Origin of the sequence: Mesorhizobium sp. M0808, from assembly GCF_040320025.1 — a bacterium.
In the GTDB taxonomy this organism is placed as follows: domain Bacteria; phylum Pseudomonadota; class Alphaproteobacteria; order Rhizobiales; family Rhizobiaceae; genus Mesorhizobium.
In genome coordinates this window covers 75,956-93,436 of record NZ_JAMYOX010000024.1, presented here as the reverse complement: position 1 = coordinate 93,436, position 17,481 = coordinate 75,956, and the positions used below count along the sequence as shown (strand labels likewise).

The following is a 17,481-nucleotide window of genomic DNA, read 5'->3' as shown; positions in this document are numbered from 1 at the left end:
CCCATCTGCCCCTCGCCTATGCCCCCGCCAAAGGGCGCCTTCCCCCCAGCCCGGGGCCCTTGGCCAGCGCCTGCATCGGGCCGTCGCCCACACGGTCTCGGCTGCGGCCTTGTCGATGCGGCCGCCGAGCGCCGAGAGCGCGGCTCGGGTCTCGGCGTCGTAGACCGAAAGCCGGCCACCGCGGTGGAAATTATGCTGCCCTGCCGGTGGCCCATCGGCAGCGTCGATCCGGTAGAGCGCAACCAGAAAGCCGGCCAGCGAACGGGCGAACTCAGTGAGATCGGCAATCAGTTCGCCAGCCGCCGGTCTGCCGCCAAGCCAGCGATAGACGGACCAAGGCCATGGATAGCCTTCCCCGGGCGCGCCTTTGGCCAGCGGCACGGGTATCGGCAGAGGCAGGTGAGGCGCCAGGCGGGGCAGCCAGCGATGCTCCTTCTCGACCTGGGCGACATAGGCGGCAGCGCTCGGCAGCCGCACCGACATGCTGTCGCCCAGCCGGAACGTGCGGTTGTCCCAGCCGCCAGGCTCGACCGTCTCTACCGGCAGGTCCGCCCATTTGGGGAACTGCGCGGCAATCAGCCGGCGAACAAGTGCGGCATCTATCGGCATGCCTGGCGTTCGTTCATCGGGCGGCATCGGGCTTGCTCCGATCTTCTGAATAGCCGGCGGTCCATCTTTTTGTCGCCGCACTCTTGCGGCGCCAGTGATTCCACTTGGCTGCAAGTTCTCTAAGCCTTGCGTTCCCAGCGCCGGTCAGGCGTTTGCTGCCAGTAGGTCACGGTGTGGCCGGCCTCCTTCATTGTCTTCCAATGCGTGCGTGCCGCCTCTAGCTGGGCTGCATCGTGGCCGTCGAACAGGAACACGGCGCGCTGGTAGCCGCCAAGCTCCGGCGGCACCGCCCCATCGACCAGGAAGCGTATCTGCGCCTGGTTCGGATTGTCAGGGCCGACGGTCAGAAGCACCGGCTGCTCGGCGGGATGGGCTTCGCGGTCCGTTGCGTGGGCCAGAAACGAATCGTCCCGGAAAGTCCACAGATGCTGGTCCAGCGCGTCGCGCCGTTCCTCGGTGCCGGTCTGCACCACGGCGCGCCAACCGCGATCGACACTGCGCTCCAGGAGGCCGGGCAGCGCATCCTCCAGCGTCGATTCGGTCAGGTGATAAAACAGAATCTCGGCCATGCGTTCAGTCTACATTGTCGGAGTCCCGCCCCAGCCGCTCATTGCTCGTAATGATCGCGCACCAGCCGGTCGAGCAGCCTGACGCCGAAGCCGGAAGCCCATGACTGGTTGATCTCGTTGGAAGGCGCGCCCATCGCGGTGCCGGCGATGTCGAGATGCGCCCAGGGCGTGTCCTTGACGAAGCGCTGCAGGAACTGCGCGGCAATGATGGCGCCGCCATGGCGGCCGCCGATGTTCTTCATGTCAGCATTCTTGGAATCGATCAGCTTGTCGTATTCGGCACCGAGCGGCATGCGCCACACCCGCTCCTGCGTCGCCTGTCCGGCCGCCGTCAACCGGTCCGCCAACTCGTCATTGTTGGAGAACAGGCCGGCATAATGCTGGCCGAGCGCGACCATGATGGCGCCGGTCAGCGTCGCCAGATTGATCATGAATTTCGGCTGGAAGCGGTCGTTGCAGTACCAGAGCGCATCGGCCAGCACCAGGCGGCCCTCGGCGTCGGTATTGAGCACTTCGATAGTCTGGCCCGACATCGAGGTGACAATGTCGCCCGGTCGCTGAGCGTGGCCGTCGACGGCGTTTTCAACCAGCCCGACAATGCCGACGACATTGACCTTCGCCTTGCGCGCGGCCAGGGCGTGCATCAGCCCGGTGACGGCAGCAGCGCCGCCCATGTCGCCCTTCATGTCCTCCATGCCCGACGCCGGCTTGATCGAATTGCCGCCGGTGTCGAAGGTGACGCCCTTGCCGACGAAGGCGACCGGGCTTTCCTTGGCCTTGCCGCCGTCCCACCGCATGACCGCGATGCGGGCGCCACGCGGCGAACCCTGCGCTACGCCCAGCAGCGAACCCATGCCGAGCTTCTTCATCTCCTTCTCGGCCAGGATCTCGACCGTGACGCCGAGCGCCTCCAGTTCGGCGATGCGGGCGGCGAATTCCACCGGTCCCAAAACATTGGCCGGTTCATTGACCAAATCGCGCGCCAGCAAGACGCCGTCGATCACCGCCGCTTCATCGGCGAAGGCCTTCTTTGCAGCTGCCGGATCGGCGGTGTGAATAGTCACCTTGACCGGCTTTTTTGGCTCGCGCTTGTCGTCACCATTGTTCTTTTTGGTCTTGTACTTGTCGAAGGAATAGCTGCGCAGCAGGATGCCCGCTGCAAGCTGAACGGCTTGCCTGCCGCTGACGGCCGCACCGGGAAGATCGAGCACGACGGCCACTTCGGTTGCCTTGCGAAAGGACGCGGCAATCGTGCCGCCGAGCTTCAGCCAGGCGTAATCATCGAGATTGGAGCCCTTGCCGGCACCGACCGCCACCAGCCGCTCGAGCGATGTCCCTTCCGGTGCCAGCACTTCGACCAGGCTGGCGAATTTGCCGGTGAAGTCGGCGACCGGAAAAGCCCGCTCGAGGGTCTTTGCCGGATCGCAAGCCCTGGCGGCATCGCTGAGGCCGCCCTCGTCGGCCACCAGAACGAAAACGCTGCCTTTTTTGGGCGCGGCGAATTTGGCAAAGGCGATCGAGGGTCTCGAATTCATCATGTCCTGCTTTCGGGGAAGTGAGTTGGATTATCGCGAGAAACGTTCGTCAGTGAGCGGCGGGTTGAAACAGCTCGATGACATTGCCCGATGGGTCTTCGAGCAGCGTCTGGGAACCGCCGACGCCCGTTATGATATCGTTGCGAAAGACAAGTCCAGCACTCTTGAGGCGCGCAACCTCTTCTTTCAGGTCCGGCACCACCAACAGGATGCGATTCCAACCTCCCGGCACCGGCTGCCGGCCATCCGGCATCGCCCGTGCACCCGAACTGCCGGGTCCGCTTAGAAGGAGCCGTAAAGCGCTGCGTGTGACGGAAGCAAAAGCCGGTCGCGCGTCCTGTTCAACAGCGAAGCCCAGATGTCCACAGTAGAAGTCGATCGAGGCGGCGACATCATCGACCATGTAGCGAATGCTGACTGGCGTCATGACCATTGGCCTTTCGGTTCGAGCACCTTTCAACAAGGCGTGTCTATTGCGGGCGGAACAGTCGGCATAGTCCGGCTCATCATCGCTGCTTGACAATCCGCGCCGCTATCGCCCTGGCCTGAATGCGGGCGTTGGCGAAACAACCGCGAATGCTCGGCCGCATGCCGGTAAACCACAGACCAGGCAATTTCGGATCGGCATCGCCGCCGTTGAAAAGCGGAACGCCCTTGCCGTCGAGAACGCCGAGCTTGCCGAACATCTGCTCCAGACCGGTGCGATAGCCGGTCGCCGCAATGACGATATCGGGCGTGATCAACCTGCCGTCATTCAATACGATGCCGTCTTGGGTAAATTCCCGCAATGGTGGCACCACCACGATCGTGCCTGCCTTTATGGCGCGAACCGCGCCGTCATCGGCTGCGATCGCGGTGTAGTCGGCGCTCAGACGGCTCGCACCGCCTGTGGGAGCCGGCGGAAGCCCAAATTTCGTCAGGTCGCCGAAAACCAGGCGCTGGGTTGTCGCCATCACCGCATCGGCCAGCCGCACCGGCAAGCTCGCCATCAACGGTGAAAGCCTGTGGACGGCGACCTTGCCGATGCGTTTCGGCAGCAGCGACGGGCCGTTGCGGGCCGACAGCCAGATGCTTTGGGCATCTGCATTCGCAAGATGGTTGAGTGCGTCGAACCCCGAATTGCCGGCTCCGACGACCAGCACCCTTTTGCCGACGTAGTCCTTCGCCTCGCCAAAATCGGCCGAATGGATAATCCGGCCTGCAAAATCCTTCATGCCTTTCCACGCAGGAATAAACGGCTGCCGGTCGCGCCCGGTGGCGACGACGACATGACGCGCCAGACGACGTCCGGCGTTCGTCCGCACGGTCCAGTGATCGCCGTCGAACGTGATCTCTTCAACGGCAACGCCGAATGCCACCGGCAGACCATGCGCCTGGCTGAAATCGTTCAGATGGCGAATGACGGCCGATTTGTGCGGAAAAGCCGGGGTGCCTGCGGGATAGCCGACGCCGGGCAGCGTCGAGAGATCGCGATGCGTATTGAGGTGCAGCCGCTGGTGCCGCCGATGCCAGGGTTCGGCAAGCCGGCTCTCCTTTTCCAGGACGAGCGTCGGTACGCCGGCCTTCATCAAGGCGTGGGCGGCGGCAAGGCCGGCCGCGCCGGCCCCGACCACGATCGCGCCGTCAAAGACCGCTTCCCGACCGGTTTGACCGCGCAATTTTTCCGCTTCCATGCTGGGGCTCAACAGATCCTGACCCGTCTTATCACGCCGCGGCGGTCGCGACCGGCGCGACATTTGGTCGTTTTGCCGCATTTGGCAAGACTTTGGCCGAAATCGCTCCCATATGCGATATCGAACCATCCACGATTCGTCGCGGCACGGCCCCGCTTCCCGCCGCAACCTGTTGTTAACCAACAATGTTCGCTCTTTCTTATCCATTGCCGCCGACACTCCGGCCCAGCGGATTTTGCGATCCGGGACAGAACCCAGATCGAACCGCCAAACTGAGCCAGTTGTGCAGCCGGCGCCGGACGACTACCTTGTTCCAAGGCATGATGCCGTTCGAAATCGCCGAGAAAAGCCTTCATGAAGGTCGTTGAACGTTACATCATGCGCCGTGCTTTCGCGGTATTCGCGCTGGCGCTCGTCTGGACGCTGGCGATCGTCTGGACGACTCAGGTGCTCGCCCGCATCGACCTCGTCACCGATAGCGGTCAGTCGGCCCTCACCTTCTTCGAAGTCGCAGCGCTGATCATCCCGACAATCGTTCCGATCGTCGTGCCGTTCGCCCTGGTGGTCGCGGTCGCCCAGATCCTCAGCGTGATGAATTCGGATTCGGAGCTGGCCGTCATCAATGCCGCCGGCGCTTCACGCTGGACCATTGTCAGGCCGATCATGCTTCTGGCACTTGCAGCCAGCGTTTTTTCCTTCGCCGTCGACAATGGCGTCGATCCTTACGCACGCCAGAAGAACCGCGAGTTGATTGCGTCGTCGCGTGCCGATCTGTTGTCGTTGATCATCCAGGAAGGCACCTTCCGCAAGATCGACGACGGCCTGTTCCTGCAGGTTGGCGAACGGCTTCCCGACAACCGCCTCGGCGGCATCTTCGTCGCCGATTCGCGCGAAGAAGGCGTCAATCTCATCTACTACGCCAAGACCGGCAGCATCATCGAACGCGGCGACGAGAAGGTGCTGATGATGAATGACGGCGTCATCCATCGCAAAACCATGACCGGCGACCTCTCGGTGATCCGGTTCACCTCCTACGCCTTCGACTTGTCCGCTTTCATGTCGGCATCATCTGACATCCTGCTTTTGCCGAAGGACCGGACGACCCAGTATCTGCTCAATCCCAGTCCGAACGACAAGATGTACCAGCAAAAGCCGAACAGGTACCTGGCCGAGCTCAACCAGCGTTTTTCCGAGTGGTCCTATTCGCTCGTCTTCGCGCTGATCGCGCTCGCCGTTGCCGGAGATGCGCGCTCGCATCGCGAGGCGCGTGTGCACCCGCTGATCACGGCAATCGCGATCGCGCTGTTCGTGCGCTGGCTCGGGTTCTTTGCCGCCGGCAAGGCCGACAAGGTGCCGCAATATGCCTATATGGTCTACGGCGTCCCGATCGTGGCATCGGCGATCGCCATCTGGTTCATCGTGTCCAACCGGACCATGGAACTGCCGGTTGCCTGGGCCGATTGGATAACCAATCTTGCCGGCCGCTTCAGTGACGGCTGGAGCGCCATCAAGCTCCGTTTTGCCGGGCGTGGCGCATCCGGACAGGGAGCCGGCTGATGGGCTGGACTCTGGGTCGGTACTTCTTCTTTCGCTATGTGACGATCACCATCTGGTTCTTCATCGGCCTCTTGGCGCTGGTGTTCCTGATCGATTTCACCGAGCTTTCCGGCCGCACGACCGGCGTGCCGGGCTTCACCTACGCAACTGCGTTCGCCATTTCGGGGCTCAGGATGCCGATGATCATGCTGCAGACGGTGCCGTTCGTCGGCCTGTTCTCGGCGATGGCGACGTTGGTGTCGCTCAACCGCAAATATGAATTGGTCATTGCCCGTTCCGCCGGGGTTTCCGCATGGCAATTCCTGCTGCCGTGCTGCATCGGGGCGCTGCTGTTTGGAGCCTTGTCGGTCGGCGTCATCAATCCGGTAGCCGCGCACGCCTATTCCTGGTCCGAGGAGATCGAGACCCAGCTCCGTTCGGGCAAGTCGAACAGCGTCTCGGCCGATGCTGCGCCCTGGATCAGGCAGAAAACCAACGCCGGCGACACCATCATCGGCGCGCGCGCCATTCTCAATCAAGGCCTAGAGATGGCCGACGCGGTCTTCTTCAGCTTCAGCCCGCAAGGCGACATCATCGAGCGCAAGGATGCGGCGCGCGCCTTTTTGCGGGACGGCTACTGGGAATTGCAGGACGTCAAGGTGTTCCGGGACGGTACCATCCAGTCGTTACCCAGCGATCGGCTGCCGACCAATCTCAAGCCGGAATTCGTGCAAGAGCGGTTGGCGCGCCCTGAGACCATTCCCTTCTACGATCTGCCCGGCAAGATCGAAGTGGCCCGCTCCTTCGGCCTCAAGGCAAATGCCTTCGCCATGCAGTTCAATTCCCTGATTGCGCTGCCCTTCCTGCTTGTCGCGATGACGCTGATTGCGGCAACGGTATCAATGCGATTTGCGAGGATGGGGCAGTCGGCAACGATGATTCTGGGTGGCATCGTGGCCGGGTTTCTGCTTTATGTCGTTTCGGTGCTGGTCAAGGCATTCGGCGTAGCGGGATTCGTACCCACGGCCGTAGCGGCTTGGGTCCCGGTTGTCGTGGCTATGTTCTTCGGGGTGACATTCCTGCTATACAAGGAAGACGGCTAGTGAGGGAGGCGGTTTTGCGCAGCCATAGGCACGCCGGTTTGGCACGCCTCTCTGCGGCGAGCGCCTTGGCGTGCCTGCTTGCCAGCGCCGCCCCGGTTGCTCCGGCTTTTGCCCAGGACGTCAGTGAGCTGGCAAAGAAGGTTCCGAGCGGCACGCAGATGCTGCTGGCAGCCGATACGCTGGTCTACGACAACGACAAGCAGACCGTGACGGCCGTCGGCGGCGTCCAGATCGACTACGGCGGCAACCGTCTGGTCGCCCAGCGGGTCGAATACAACCGCAACACCAAACGCCTCGTCGCCAGCGGCAATGTCGAACTCGTCAATAGCGACGGCACCAAAATCTATTCGCAGCATGCCGACATCACTGACGATTTCGCCGACGGCTTCGTCAACGCGCTGCGGGTCGAGACCATAGACAAGGCGTATTTCGCCGCCGAAAGCGCGGAGCGCATGGGCGGCGTGCTGACGACGTTCCACAATGGCGTCTACACCGCCTGCGAGCCGTGCGAGGACAAGCCCGACAAAGCGCCGACCTGGCGTATCAAGGCCAGGAAGATCATCTGGAACGGCGAGAAGAAGACGGTTCGCTTCGAGAACTCGAATTTCGAGTTCTTCGGCTTTCCGCTGGCCTATCTGCCGGCTTTCGAGATCGCCGACCCAACGGTCAAGCGCAAGAGCGGCTTCCTGATCCCCGGCGTCGCCTACAAGAGCGATCTCGGCGTCGGTGTTAAAGTCCCCTATTATTTCGCGCTCTCGCCGACCTACGATCTCACTGTCACTGGCAGCGGCTATACCAAGCAAGGTTTCCTCGGTGAGGCCGAGTGGAGGCAGCGCTTCAACAACGGTCAGTACAGCCTGAAGATTGCGGGCATCCGGCAGGAGAATCCCGACGCCTTCATCGACGACAATGGCCACAACGTGAATTCGGGTACCGAAGGCGACCCGAACAGGTTCCGCGGCATGATGGGCACCCAGGGCCAGTTCGCCATCAACCCGCGCTGGGACTTCGGCTGGGACATCCTGCTGCAGAGCGACAAGAATTTCGCGCGCACCTACGACATCGATGGCTTCAACGATAGCGTGCACCGCTCCGAGGTGTACCTGACGGGGCTCAACGATCGCAATTACTTCGACGTGCGCGCCATGCACTTCGAGGTTCAGGAAGACACGCTCGCCAGCGATCCGACTGCACGCGCCGCCAAGCAGCCCTGGGTGCTGCCCTCGCTCGACTACGCCTATATCCCCGACATGCCGGTGGCCGGCGGGCAGCTGTCGTTCGACGTCAACGCGCGGGTCATTGACCGCGACAGGCTCGATACGGCTCTTGCAAATTCGGGCATCCCTTCGTCCGTCAACAACGTCCGCGGCATCGACGGTCAATCCGGGCGCCTTACCGCGGAAGCCGAATGGAAGCGCACCTTCACCACCGATGGCGGGCTGCTGCTGACACCGCTCCTGGCGCTGCGCGGCGACGCCGGCTACGTCAACGCCTCCTCGGCCTCGCTCGACGCCGTCAACCAGATGGCGACCAATCTCGGCGTCGAGGACGATATGCGTTCATCGCTTGCCCGCTACATGGCGACCGCCGGCCTTGAGATGCGCTGGCCGGTGCTGTTTTCGATGACCAGTTCCAGCCATGTCTTCGAACCGATGGCGCAGGTATTCATGCGTCCGAACGAGCAATATGTCGGCGGGCTGGCGGTCCCCAACGAGGACGCCCAGAGCTTCGTCTTCGACGCCACGACGCTGTTCGAGCGCGACAAATTCTCGGGCTATGACCGCATGGAAGGCGGCACACGCGCCAATGTCGGGCTGCGCTATTCCGGCGCATATGACAATGGCTGGGGCACCAATGCGGTGTTCGGCCAATCCTACCAGCTCGGCGGCCAGAACTCGTTCGGCACGCCGGACCTGGTCAATGTCGGCGCCTATTCGGGTCTTGAAACTGCAACCTCCGACTATGTCGGCCTTGTCGGCTTCAACAGCCCCAGCGGGTTTTCCGGCTCGGTCAGCGGCCGTTTCGACGAGCAAAGCTTCGAGATCCGCCGCGCTGAGGTAAAGGCCGCCTTTTCAGGCCTGCCGGTATCGCTGAGCGCCAAATACGCCTTCATCCAGGCGCAGCCGCTCTATGGCTTCTCGACCGATCGCCATGAGGTTACGCTCGGCGCCTCGACACATCTTGCCGAGAATTGGCGCGTCTTTGGCACCGGCACGTATGATCTGGAGCAGAGCGTTCTGGTCAAGGACGGGGTCGGCTTTGCCTATAGTGATTCGTGCTTTACCTATTTGATGACGTTTTCGGAAAGACGTGACCTGAACACCAAGGAAGTATCGCAGAACGTCGGCTTCAACCTGTCGTTCCGCACGCTCGGCGATTTCGGCTCGTCGCAACGCTCCATCGACACCATTCAATAACGGGCAGCGGTCGGCAACGGGGCGGCTGGCGGACGACATTGTTTCGCCGCATAGAGCAGGCACGAATTTTGACGGCCTGAACTGGGATAGGTTGGGCCGAATCGGGATGGAATTGGGATGCTTTCGATGAGGAAATACCTCTTTTCGGCAGGGTTCGCGCTGCTGGTGGCGTTCTCGACCACCGCGGTGACGCGGCCAGTTTTCGCCACCGAAATCAAATACGTCGTCAACAATATACCGATCACCACCGGCGACATCCAGCATCGGGCCGCTTTCCTGCGCCTGCAGCACAGAAAGGGCGATGCCGGCCAGGAAATGATCGACCAGACGCTGCGTCTGGCCGAAGCCCGGCGGCTCGGCATCCGCATCAGCGACGCGCAGGTCGATGCCGCTTATCAGCGTTTCGCCACCAGCAACAAGATGCCGCTCAAGCAGCTTGACGGCGCGATGGCGCAATCCGGCGTCACCAAGGAGCATTTCAAGGAGTTTATCCGGGCGCAGATGGCCTGGAACCAGGCGCTGACCGCGCGTTCCCGTTCCGGAGACGGTGGCGGCGCCATGAGCGAGCAGGACCTCGTCAAGCGCATGCTCGAAAAAGGCGGCAGCAAACCGAGCGCCACAGAGTACATGTTGCAACAGGTCATCTTCGTGGTGCCGGCCGCCGAGCGAACCGCGACGCTGGCCAAGCGCAAACGCGAAGCCGACGCCATGCGCGCCCGCTTCAACGGCTGCAACACCACGCGCGAATTCGCCAAGGGCCTGATCGATGTCACCGTTCGCGATCTCGGCCGGGTGCTGGCGCCGCAATTGCCGGCGGACTGGGCCGAGCAGATAAAGGCTACAAAGGTCGGCGGCGCCACCACGACGCGCGAAACCGACCGCGGTGTCGAATTCATCGGCATCTGCTCGTCGCGCGAAGTGTCAGACGACAAAGCCGCGCAGATGGTGTTCCAGAGTGAAGGTTCGAACGACAAGAACGCCGACGAACTCTCGAAGAAATATGTCGAGGAGTTGCGGAAGAAAGCCCGCATAATCGAGCGCTGAAGTCGAAGCGCCGTGGCTGACGCAGAGCTTCCGCTGGCGTTGAGCGTCGGCGATCCGTCCGGCGTGGGGCCGGACATCGCCATCGCTGCTTGGCAGGCCCGCGAAAGCGCTGGCGTTCCGTCATTTTATCTCCTTGCCGATCCGGCACTGATTGCCGCGCGAGCGCACAGGCTCGGCACCGATATCGCGATTGCCGAGACGACGCCGGCGTTAGCGCCGGGGGTGTTTTCGCGCGCGCTGCCGGTGGTGGCGCTTGCTGCCCGTTTCGTCGACAGTCCCGGCCGCCCGGATCCAGCCAACGCCGCCGGCATCATCGAGGCGATCGACCGCGCCGTTGCCGACTGCCTGGCCGGCCGCGCTGCCGCGGTCGTCACCTGCCCCATTGCCAAGAAGCCGCTCTACGACGCCGGCTTTCGCTTTCCCGGCCACACCGAATATCTGGCGCATCTGGCATCGCTTCACACCGGCACCGAAGTGACGCCTGTGATGCTGCTTGCCGGACCGGACCTGCGCACGGTGCCGATCACCATCCACATCGCGCTGGCCGAGGTGCCGAAAGCGCTGACGACGGACCTTATCGTCGCCACCGGCCGCATCACCGCCGCCGACCTTGCGAACCGCTTCGGAATTGCCAAGCCGCGGCTCGCCATTGCCGGCCTCAACCCGCATGCCGGCGAAGGCGGCACCATGGGCACCGAAGACGAGCGGATCGTGCGCCCGGCGGTCGACCGGCTGAGGCAGGAAGGGATCGACGCCTTCGGGCCATTGCCGGCCGACACGCTGTTTCATGCTCGCGCCCGCGCCGGCTACGACGTGGCGCTCTGTATGTATCACGACCAGGCGCTGATCCCGGCCAAGGCGCTGGCGTTTGACGAGGCGGTCAACGTCACGCTCGGCCTGCCCTTCGTCCGCACCTCGCCCGACCACGGCACCGCCTTCGACATCGCCGGCAAGGGCATCGCCCGTGCCGACAGCCTGATTGCAGCGCTGAAACTCGCTCGCGTTCTTGCCGATACCGGGAAAAGGCCGTAGGCCCTGAGCCCAATCAGCCAAATTCGATGGCCTTAACCCGATGAGCCCGCCTGATGAGCCCAGCCCGATGAGCATAGACGGCCTGCCGCCACTGCGCGAGGTGATCGAGCGCCATGGGCTGCAGGCGAAAAAGGCGCTGGGCCAGAATTTTCTGCTCGACCTTAACCTGACAAGCAAGATTGCACGGACCGCCGGCGACCTGAGCGACGTTACGGTTATCGAGGTCGGTCCCGGTCCGGGCGGGCTGACTCGTGCCCTGCTCCTCAACGGCGCCCGGCGGGTCGTCGCCATCGAGCGCGACGAGCGCTGCCTGGCGGCCCTGGCCGAGATCGCGAACCACTATCCGGGCCGGCTCGAGATCGTAGCTGGCGATGCGCTGAAAGCTGATTTTGCAGCGCTTGCCAAAGGAGTGCCGGGAAGCGGCGGGTCGAAAATCGTTGCCAACCTGCCCTACAATATCGGCACCGAATTGCTGATCCGCTGGCTGACCGTTACCGAGTGGCCGCCTTTCTACACATCGATGACGCTGATGTTCCAGCGCGAGGTCGCCGAACGCATTGCAGCCAGCCCCGGCAGCGAGGCCTATGGTCGGCTCGGCGTGCTGGCCGGCTGGCGGACGGAGGCGAAGATCGCCTTCGACGTACCGCCGCAGGCGTTCACGCCGCCACCCAAGGTGACGTCCTCGGTGGTGCATCTTGTGCCGCGTGCCAACCCCTTGCCGGCAGAGGTGAAACGGCTCAGCCGCGTCACCGAAGCGGCATTCGGCCAGCGCCGGAAAATGCTGCGGCAGAGCGTGAAAAGCCTCGGCGGCGAGGCACTGCTCACCCGCGCCGGCATCGATCCGACCAGGCGTGCGGAGACGCTCAGCGTCGAGGAATTCGTTCGCCTGACCAACGCGGTGTGATGCCGGGAAGCGTCCGCGTGAAATTTCCGCTCTCATGGCATAGATAGCCGGACAAACCCTGCCCGGAGACAAACAGTGGCCGCCTATGTCATTTCCGACGTCACGATCCGTGACGCAGAGGCTATCGAAGCCTATCGCGCCCGCGCGGCTGCCTCCATCGCCCAGCATGGCGGGCGCTATCTGGTACGCGGCGGCGAGGTGGAAAGGTTGGAAGGCGACTGGTCTCCCGGGCCGCTGATCATCGTGGAATTCCCCGACATGGACACGGCGCGGCGTTGGTACCGCTCCGCCGAATATGCCGCGGCATTGGAACTGCGCGACGCCGCGCTCAGCCGCAATCTGATCCTGGTCGTGGGGACAGCGCCTTGATCAATCCGTCTTTTCGTCGAGCAGCCCCGAGACGAAATCGAACAGGCCCGGCCGGCGATCGCGTCTGAGTCGTTCGGCCGTGACGATGCCCCGCACCTCGGCGAAAGCGCGGTCGAGATCGTCGTTGACGATGACGAAATCATATTCCTTCCAGTGCTCGATCTCGTTGCGGGCGTTCTTGAGCCGCGTCTCGATCACCGCTTCCTGGTCCTCGGCGCGACGCTTCAGCCGCGCCTTCAATTCCTTCATCGATGGCGGCAGGATGAATATCGAGACGATGTCGGCGCGCATCTTCTCCTTGAGCTGCTGAGCGCCTTGCCAGTCGATGTCGAACAGCATGTCGCGGCCTTCGGCCAGCGCCTGTTCAGCCGGCTCGCGCGGCGTCGCGTAGCAATTGCCATGCACCTCCGCCCATTCGAGCAGCGCATCGGAATCGCGCAGCCGCTCGAACTCGCGCATGGTACGGAAGTGGTAATGGACGCCCTCGATCTCGCTGCCGCGGCGTGGCCGCGTGGTGACCGAGACCGACAATTCCAGGCTGGAATCGCTCTCCAGCAGATTGCGCGCAATCGTCGACTTGCCGGCGCCTGACGGCGACGACAAGACCAGCATCAGCCCGCGGCGCCGAATGCGGGAACCCACATCCCTAGCGGTCATGGGGCTTGGCAGTCATGTGGCTTGGCATCGGGATCATTCCAGATTCTGGACCTGTTCGCGAAACTGGTCGACGACCGCCTTCAGTTCCAGCCCGATGGCGGTGACGGCGGCAGCATTCGACTTGGAACACAGCGTATTCGATTCGCGGTTGAATTCCTGTGCCAGGAAATCGAGCTTGCGGCCGATGGCCCCACCTCCGGCGAGCAGTGCCCGCCCCGACACCACGTGCGTCTTCAGCCGGTCGATTTCCTCGCGTATGTCGGCCTTGGTGGCCAGGAACGCCGCTTCCATATGCAGCCGGCTGGCGTCCAGGTTGGCAGACGCGTCCATCAACAGGCGGATCTGCTCGGCGAGCCTTTCGCGGATCGTGGCCGGTTCGCGTGATGGATCGGCCTCGGCCCGCAGCGTCAGCGCCTCGATGGCGTCGATATGGCCGGACAACAGGGAACGAAGTGCCGCACCTTCGCCCTGGCGCGCCTGGTGCAGCCCGTTCAGTGCTGCTTCCAGCGCCGACAGTATTGCGGTATCGAGCGCACTGCGCGCCTCTTCGGTTTCGATGGTTTCGGGAATGTCGAGGACGCCGCGCAGCGCAAGCAGCCCGTCGGCCGCCGCAGGGGCTACTCCGAACTGCTCCTGCAGCCGCTTGGCCAACCCCGCCAGATCCTTCAGGAAAGCCTCGTTGACCACAGGTTGCGCTTGAGCGCCGGCGGCGCGGCCAATGGTCAGCGTCATCTGGAAATTGCCGCGCGCAAAACGCTTTTGCACCGTCTGCCGGACGGCCGGCTCCAGCCGGTCGAAACCTTGCGGCAGCCGCAGCCTGACCTCGACGCTTTTGCCGTTGACGGACTTGGCTTCCCAGGCAATCGAAGTGCCGTCGTGTTCGGCGACACTGCGCGCAAAACCGGTCATGCTCTGCAAGTTCATGTAGCCGTGCGTCCCTTTGCCGAATGCCCCTCAAGCCGGAGCGATTTTCTCCGGACAGGATCATGTGAATTTCAATGCCATAGCAGCCCTTGCACATCCACCCGGACATGCACAGGGCCAACCTGATGGCGTCCGGCCCTACTGGGCGGCGGTGGCGCCCGCATCGTCAACGATGGCTCCCGCCGGCGTGTCGGCTCCGGTATTGGTTGCCCCGGCCTTGGCGGCGTCCTGCGCCTGCTTTTTCAGCAGTGCCCGGTAGCGAGCGACATTCTCGTTATGCTCATCGAGCGTCGAGGCAAAGACGTGCCCGCCGCTGCCGTCGGCGACGAAGTAGAGATCGCTGGTCTTCGACGGATTGGCGACGGCCTCCAGCGCCGCACGGCCGGGATTGGCGATCGGCGTCGGCGGCAAGCCGTTGATCAGATAGGTGTTGTAGGGCGTGGGCTTCTGGATGTCCGACTGATAGATCGGGCGGTCGATGGGTTTGCCCTTGCCGCCGAACAGGCCGTAGATGATGGTCGGGTCCGACTGCAGCCGCATACCCTTGGCCAGCCGGTTGAGGAAGACGGCGGCTACGCGCGAGCGTTCATCGCCCTTGCCGGTCTCCTTCTCGACGATCGAGGCCAGGGTGACAAAATCCTCAACGTTGGCGATCGGCAAATCCGGCGCTCGGCGCTGCCAGACCTCGTCGACCAGCTTCTTCTGGTCGGCCAGAAGCTTGTCGACCATCTGCTGGCGTGTTGCGCCGCGGGTGAAACGCAGCGTGTCGGTGGCGAGGCTGCCCTCAGGTGGAGTGGTCGACGGCATATCGCCGGTCAGCGCGTCCTGCTCGGCGATCCGTTGCAGCGCCTGCTCGACCGTCAGCCCCTCGGGGATAGTCAGCGAATACATCACCGACTTGCCGCTCTTCAGCAGTTCCATGATATCGTGCATCGACGCCTGCGGCTTGATCTCGTATTCGCCGGCCTTCAGGGCCGAATCATTGCCGAAGGCGCGCACGCCAAGGCGGAAAATGCGGGCGTCGCTGATCAGCCCTCGCCGCTCAAGCTGGTCAGCGATCTCCTGGACGCCGCTATTCGGCTTGACCAGGAAAGTGTCGCCATTGGCCGACGGGCCGGGCTCGTTGAACTCCTGCTTGCCGAAATACAGCGCAACGCCTGCCGCCAGCACCATCAGCATCACCGAAGAGATGACGAAGTTCATGAACACGACGAACTGGCTGCGCGAGGCACGCGAGCGCTTCGGCGGCGGCGTGCCGGCCTCGGGCCGCAACGCCTCGCTGGCCGTCTTCGGCACGATCGGGCCGGGCGTTGCTGCCCGTTGCCCGAATTCCCCGTTATCGGCCGGATTTGTGTTCATAGCGCCCTACCATTTGATCTTGCGACGAATCCCCTCGGGCAGAGTAGGGGCGAATATGGCAAAATTGACGGCAGACGGAAACCGGCAGAGCGGTCAGCCATTGTAGCGCTGGAAGACGAGCGAGGCGTTGGTGCCACCGAAGCCGAAGGAGTTGGACAGCGCCACGTCGATCTGCCGGGCCCGCGGCTTGTGCGGCACCAGGTCGATCGCCGTTTCGCGCTCCGGATTGTCAAGATTGATGGTCGGCGGCGCGATGTTGTCGCGAATGGCGAGGATCGAAAAGATCGCCTCGGCAGCACCAGCCGCGCCCAGCAGGTGGCCAATCGACGATTTGGTCGACGACATCGATATCTTCGAGGCGGCGTTGCCGACCAGCCGCTCGACGGCGCCGAGTTCGATCGTATCGGCCATGGTCGAGGTGCCGTGCGCGTTGATGTAGTCGACATCGGCCGGCGTCAGCTTCGCCCGGTTCAGCGCCGCGGTCATGCAACGGAAAGCACCGTCGCCGTCTTCGGCAGGCGCGGTGATGTGATAGGCGTCACCGGTCAGACCGTAGCCGGTGACCTCGGCATAGATCTTGGCGCCGCGGGCCTTGGCGTGTTCGAGCTCCTCGAGCACGACAACACCGGCGCCCTCGCCCATGACGAAGCCGTCGCGATCGCGATCATAGGGGCGTGAGGCCGTTTGTGGCGCGTCGTTGCGCTCGGTGGAGAGCGCGCGGCAAGCGGCGAACCCGGCGATCGACAGTCTCGTCACCGGCGCTTCGGCGCCGCCTGCGACCATAACGTCGGCATCGCCCCAGATGATCAGGCGGGCGGCGTCGCCGATGGCGTGCGCACCCGTCGAGCAAGCGGTGACGACGGCATGGTTTGGGCCTTTCAGCCCATGCCGAATCGAGACCTGACCGGAGACGAGGTTGATGATCTGGCCAGGGATGAAGAATGGGCTGATGCGGCGCGGACCGCGTTCCTTGAGGATCATCGCATTCTCGGCGATGCCTTCGATGCCGCCGATGCCCGAACCGATCAGCACGCCGGTGGCGCACTGTTCCTCATGCGTCTTCGGCTGCCAGCCGGAATCCTTGAGTGCCTCGTCGGCGGCCGCGATCCCGTACAGGATGAAGTCGCCGATCTTGCGCAGTTCCTTCGGCTCGAGAACGGCTTCAGGATTGAAAGTGGCATTGGAGCCGTCACCGCGCGGAATGACGTGGGCGACCTTGCAGGCAAGGTCTTCCACCTCGAATTCGGTGATGCGCTTGGCTGCGCTGCGGCCGGTCAGAAGCTCCTTCCAGCTGTGCTCGAAGCCCATGCCGAACGGCGAAAGCAGCCCAAGGCCCGTGACGACGACACGCCTCATCGCAGGTCCTCCCCGGTGATGACTGCAAATAGCGTCAGGCGGAGGCCTTGTCGATGTATTTCACCGCATCGCCAACAGTCAGGATGGTCTCGGCGGCGTCGTCCGGGATTTCGACACCGAACTCTTCTTCGAACGCCATGACAAGTTCGACCGTGTCGAGGCTGTCCGCGCCCAGATCATCGATGAAGCTCGCCTGCTCCGTCACCTTCTCGGCATCGACGCCAAGGTGCTCGATGACGATCTTCTTGACGCGCTCTGCGGTGTCACTCATTTGGGCATCCTCGTCTTTTGGTTGTCTGTCTTCGTTAGCGGGCAGAATGCCGCTAATCAAGCTGAAAGATGGTCCTGCCGGAAACGCAGCGGAACAGGACCGGTTTTTGCCCGAACCGCCGGG

General features: G+C 63.3%; 17 protein-coding genes. 7 read left to right on the top strand and 10 right to left on the bottom strand.

The window, feature by feature from the left end:
- The 5 genes from NKI25_RS24060 to NKI25_RS24040 form a co-directional block, all read right to left on the bottom strand.
- Nucleotides 1–636 (bottom strand): phosphotransferase (locus tag NKI25_RS24060; protein ID WP_352999597.1); only part of this gene is annotated, 636 nt, incomplete at its 3' end.
- Nucleotides 637–728: 92 nt separating this feature from the next.
- On the bottom strand, nt 729–1,178 hold the full coding sequence (locus NKI25_RS24055) for a DNA polymerase III subunit chi (protein WP_352708523.1): 450 nt from the start codon (nt 1,176–1,178) through the stop codon (nt 729–731).
- A 38-nt stretch (nt 1,179–1,216) separates the two neighbouring features.
- Nucleotides 1,217–2,713: a leucyl aminopeptidase gene (locus NKI25_RS24050; protein ID WP_352621266.1), complete on the bottom strand. Its 1,497-nt coding sequence runs from the start codon at nt 2,711–2,713 to the stop codon at nt 1,217–1,219.
- A 49-nt stretch (nt 2,714–2,762) separates the two neighbouring features.
- Nucleotides 2,763–3,146 carry a VOC family protein gene (locus NKI25_RS24045; protein WP_352999595.1) on the bottom strand — a complete coding sequence of 128 codons (384 nt, stop codon included), beginning with the start codon at nt 3,144–3,146 and terminating at the stop codon, nt 2,763–2,765.
- Between the two features lie 73 nt (nt 3,147–3,219).
- Nucleotides 3,220–4,386 (bottom strand): flavin-containing monooxygenase, encoded by a 1,167-nt coding sequence (locus NKI25_RS24040; RefSeq protein WP_352454410.1) that lies wholly within the window; start codon nt 4,384–4,386, stop codon nt 3,220–3,222.
- Nucleotides 4,387–4,740: 354 nt separating this feature from the next.
- On the opposite strand from NKI25_RS24040, the gene lptF reads away from it, so the two are divergent.
- The 7 genes from lptF to NKI25_RS24005 all read left to right on the top strand — a co-directional run bounded on the left by lptF (nt 4,741) and on the right by NKI25_RS24005 (nt 12,791).
- On the top strand, nt 4,741–5,943 hold the full coding sequence (gene lptF, locus NKI25_RS24035; protein WP_352471099.1) for an LPS export ABC transporter permease LptF: 1,203 nt from the start codon (nt 4,741–4,743) through the stop codon (nt 5,941–5,943).
- Nucleotides 5,940–7,025 (top strand): LPS export ABC transporter permease LptG, encoded by a 1,086-nt coding sequence (gene lptG, locus NKI25_RS24030; protein ID WP_023677695.1) that lies wholly within the window; start codon nt 5,940–5,942, stop codon nt 7,023–7,025. The genes lptF and lptG overlap by 4 nt, the downstream gene beginning before the upstream one ends.
- Nucleotides 7,025–9,442: an LPS-assembly protein LptD gene (locus tag NKI25_RS24025; protein WP_352708522.1), complete on the top strand. Its 2,418-nt coding sequence runs from the start codon at nt 7,025–7,027 to the stop codon at nt 9,440–9,442. Before lptG ends, NKI25_RS24025 begins: the two co-directional genes overlap by 1 nt.
- A 117-nt stretch (nt 9,443–9,559) precedes the next feature.
- On the top strand, nt 9,560–10,486 hold the full coding sequence (locus tag NKI25_RS24020; RefSeq protein WP_023677697.1) for a peptidylprolyl isomerase: 927 nt from the start codon (nt 9,560–9,562) through the stop codon (nt 10,484–10,486).
- A 12-nt stretch (nt 10,487–10,498) separates the two neighbouring features.
- Nucleotides 10,499–11,518: a 4-hydroxythreonine-4-phosphate dehydrogenase PdxA gene (gene pdxA, locus NKI25_RS24015; RefSeq protein WP_352708521.1), complete on the top strand. Its 1,020-nt coding sequence runs from the start codon at nt 10,499–10,501 to the stop codon at nt 11,516–11,518.
- Nucleotides 11,519–11,585: 67 nt separating this feature from the next.
- Nucleotides 11,586–12,422, top strand: coding sequence for a 16S rRNA (adenine(1518)-N(6)/adenine(1519)-N(6))-dimethyltransferase RsmA (rsmA, locus tag NKI25_RS24010; protein WP_352708520.1), 837 nt, complete (start codon nt 11,586–11,588; stop codon nt 12,420–12,422).
- Between the two features lie 75 nt (nt 12,423–12,497).
- Nucleotides 12,498–12,791, top strand: a complete 294-nt coding sequence (locus NKI25_RS24005; protein ID WP_352708519.1) for a DUF1330 domain-containing protein — start codon at nt 12,498–12,500, stop codon at nt 12,789–12,791.
- Here NKI25_RS24005 and gmk read toward each other — a convergent pair whose 3' ends face one another.
- From gmk to NKI25_RS23980, 5 genes are all read right to left on the bottom strand, one after another.
- On the bottom strand, nt 12,792–13,448 hold the full coding sequence (gene gmk, locus NKI25_RS24000) for a guanylate kinase (RefSeq protein WP_023677701.1): 657 nt from the start codon (nt 13,446–13,448) through the stop codon (nt 12,792–12,794).
- Between the two features lie 33 nt (nt 13,449–13,481).
- A complete protein-coding gene (locus NKI25_RS23995; protein WP_352454404.1) occupies nt 13,482–14,372 on the bottom strand; it encodes a YicC/YloC family endoribonuclease in 891 nt (296 codons plus the stop codon).
- 138 nt (nt 14,373–14,510) lie between these two features.
- The gene (gene mltG, locus NKI25_RS23990; RefSeq protein ID WP_352567438.1) at nt 14,511–15,731 is read right to left on the bottom strand and encodes an endolytic transglycosylase MltG; all 1,221 of its coding nucleotides are present in this window, start codon (nt 15,729–15,731) and stop codon (nt 14,511–14,513) included.
- A 93-nt stretch (nt 15,732–15,824) separates the two neighbouring features.
- On the bottom strand, nt 15,825–17,087 hold the full coding sequence (gene fabF, locus NKI25_RS23985; RefSeq protein ID WP_352467164.1) for a beta-ketoacyl-ACP synthase II: 1,263 nt from the start codon (nt 17,085–17,087) through the stop codon (nt 15,825–15,827).
- 34 nt (nt 17,088–17,121) lie between these two features.
- Nucleotides 17,122–17,358: an acyl carrier protein gene (locus NKI25_RS23980; RefSeq protein ID WP_127851501.1), complete on the bottom strand. Its 237-nt coding sequence runs from the start codon at nt 17,356–17,358 to the stop codon at nt 17,122–17,124.
- Nucleotides 17,359–17,481 lie beyond the last annotated feature (123 nt).

Coding starts and splice junctions, on each gene's coding strand:
- NKI25_RS24050 (WP_352621266.1), bottom strand. CDS start 2,713: ATGAATTCGAGACCCTCGATCGCCTTTGCCAAATTCGCCGCGCCCAAA.
- NKI25_RS24045 (WP_352999595.1), bottom strand. CDS start 3,146: ATGGTCATGACGCCAGTCAGCATTCGCTACATGGTCGATGATGTCGCC.
- NKI25_RS24020 (WP_023677697.1), top strand. CDS start 9,560: ATGCTTTCGATGAGGAAATACCTCTTTTCGGCAGGGTTCGCGCTGCTG.
- NKI25_RS24055 (WP_352708523.1), bottom strand. CDS start 1,178: ATGGCCGAGATTCTGTTTTATCACCTGACCGAATCGACGCTGGAGGAT.
- gmk (WP_023677701.1), bottom strand. CDS start 13,448: ATGACCGCTAGGGATGTGGGTTCCCGCATTCGGCGCCGCGGGCTGATG.
- NKI25_RS24040 (WP_352454410.1), bottom strand. CDS start 4,386: ATGGAAGCGGAAAAATTGCGCGGTCAAACCGGTCGGGAAGCGGTCTTT.
- NKI25_RS23980 (WP_127851501.1), bottom strand. CDS start 17,358: ATGAGTGACACCGCAGAGCGCGTCAAGAAGATCGTCATCGAGCACCTT.
- mltG (WP_352567438.1), bottom strand. CDS start 15,731: ATGAACACAAATCCGGCCGATAACGGGGAATTCGGGCAACGGGCAGCA.
- fabF (WP_352467164.1), bottom strand. CDS start 17,087: ATGAGGCGTGTCGTCGTCACGGGCCTTGGGCTGCTTTCGCCGTTCGGC.
- lptF (WP_352471099.1), top strand. CDS start 4,741: ATGAAGGTCGTTGAACGTTACATCATGCGCCGTGCTTTCGCGGTATTC.
- rsmA (WP_352708520.1), top strand. CDS start 11,586: ATGAGCATAGACGGCCTGCCGCCACTGCGCGAGGTGATCGAGCGCCAT.
- NKI25_RS23995 (WP_352454404.1), bottom strand. CDS start 14,372: ATGAACTTGCAGAGCATGACCGGTTTTGCGCGCAGTGTCGCCGAACAC.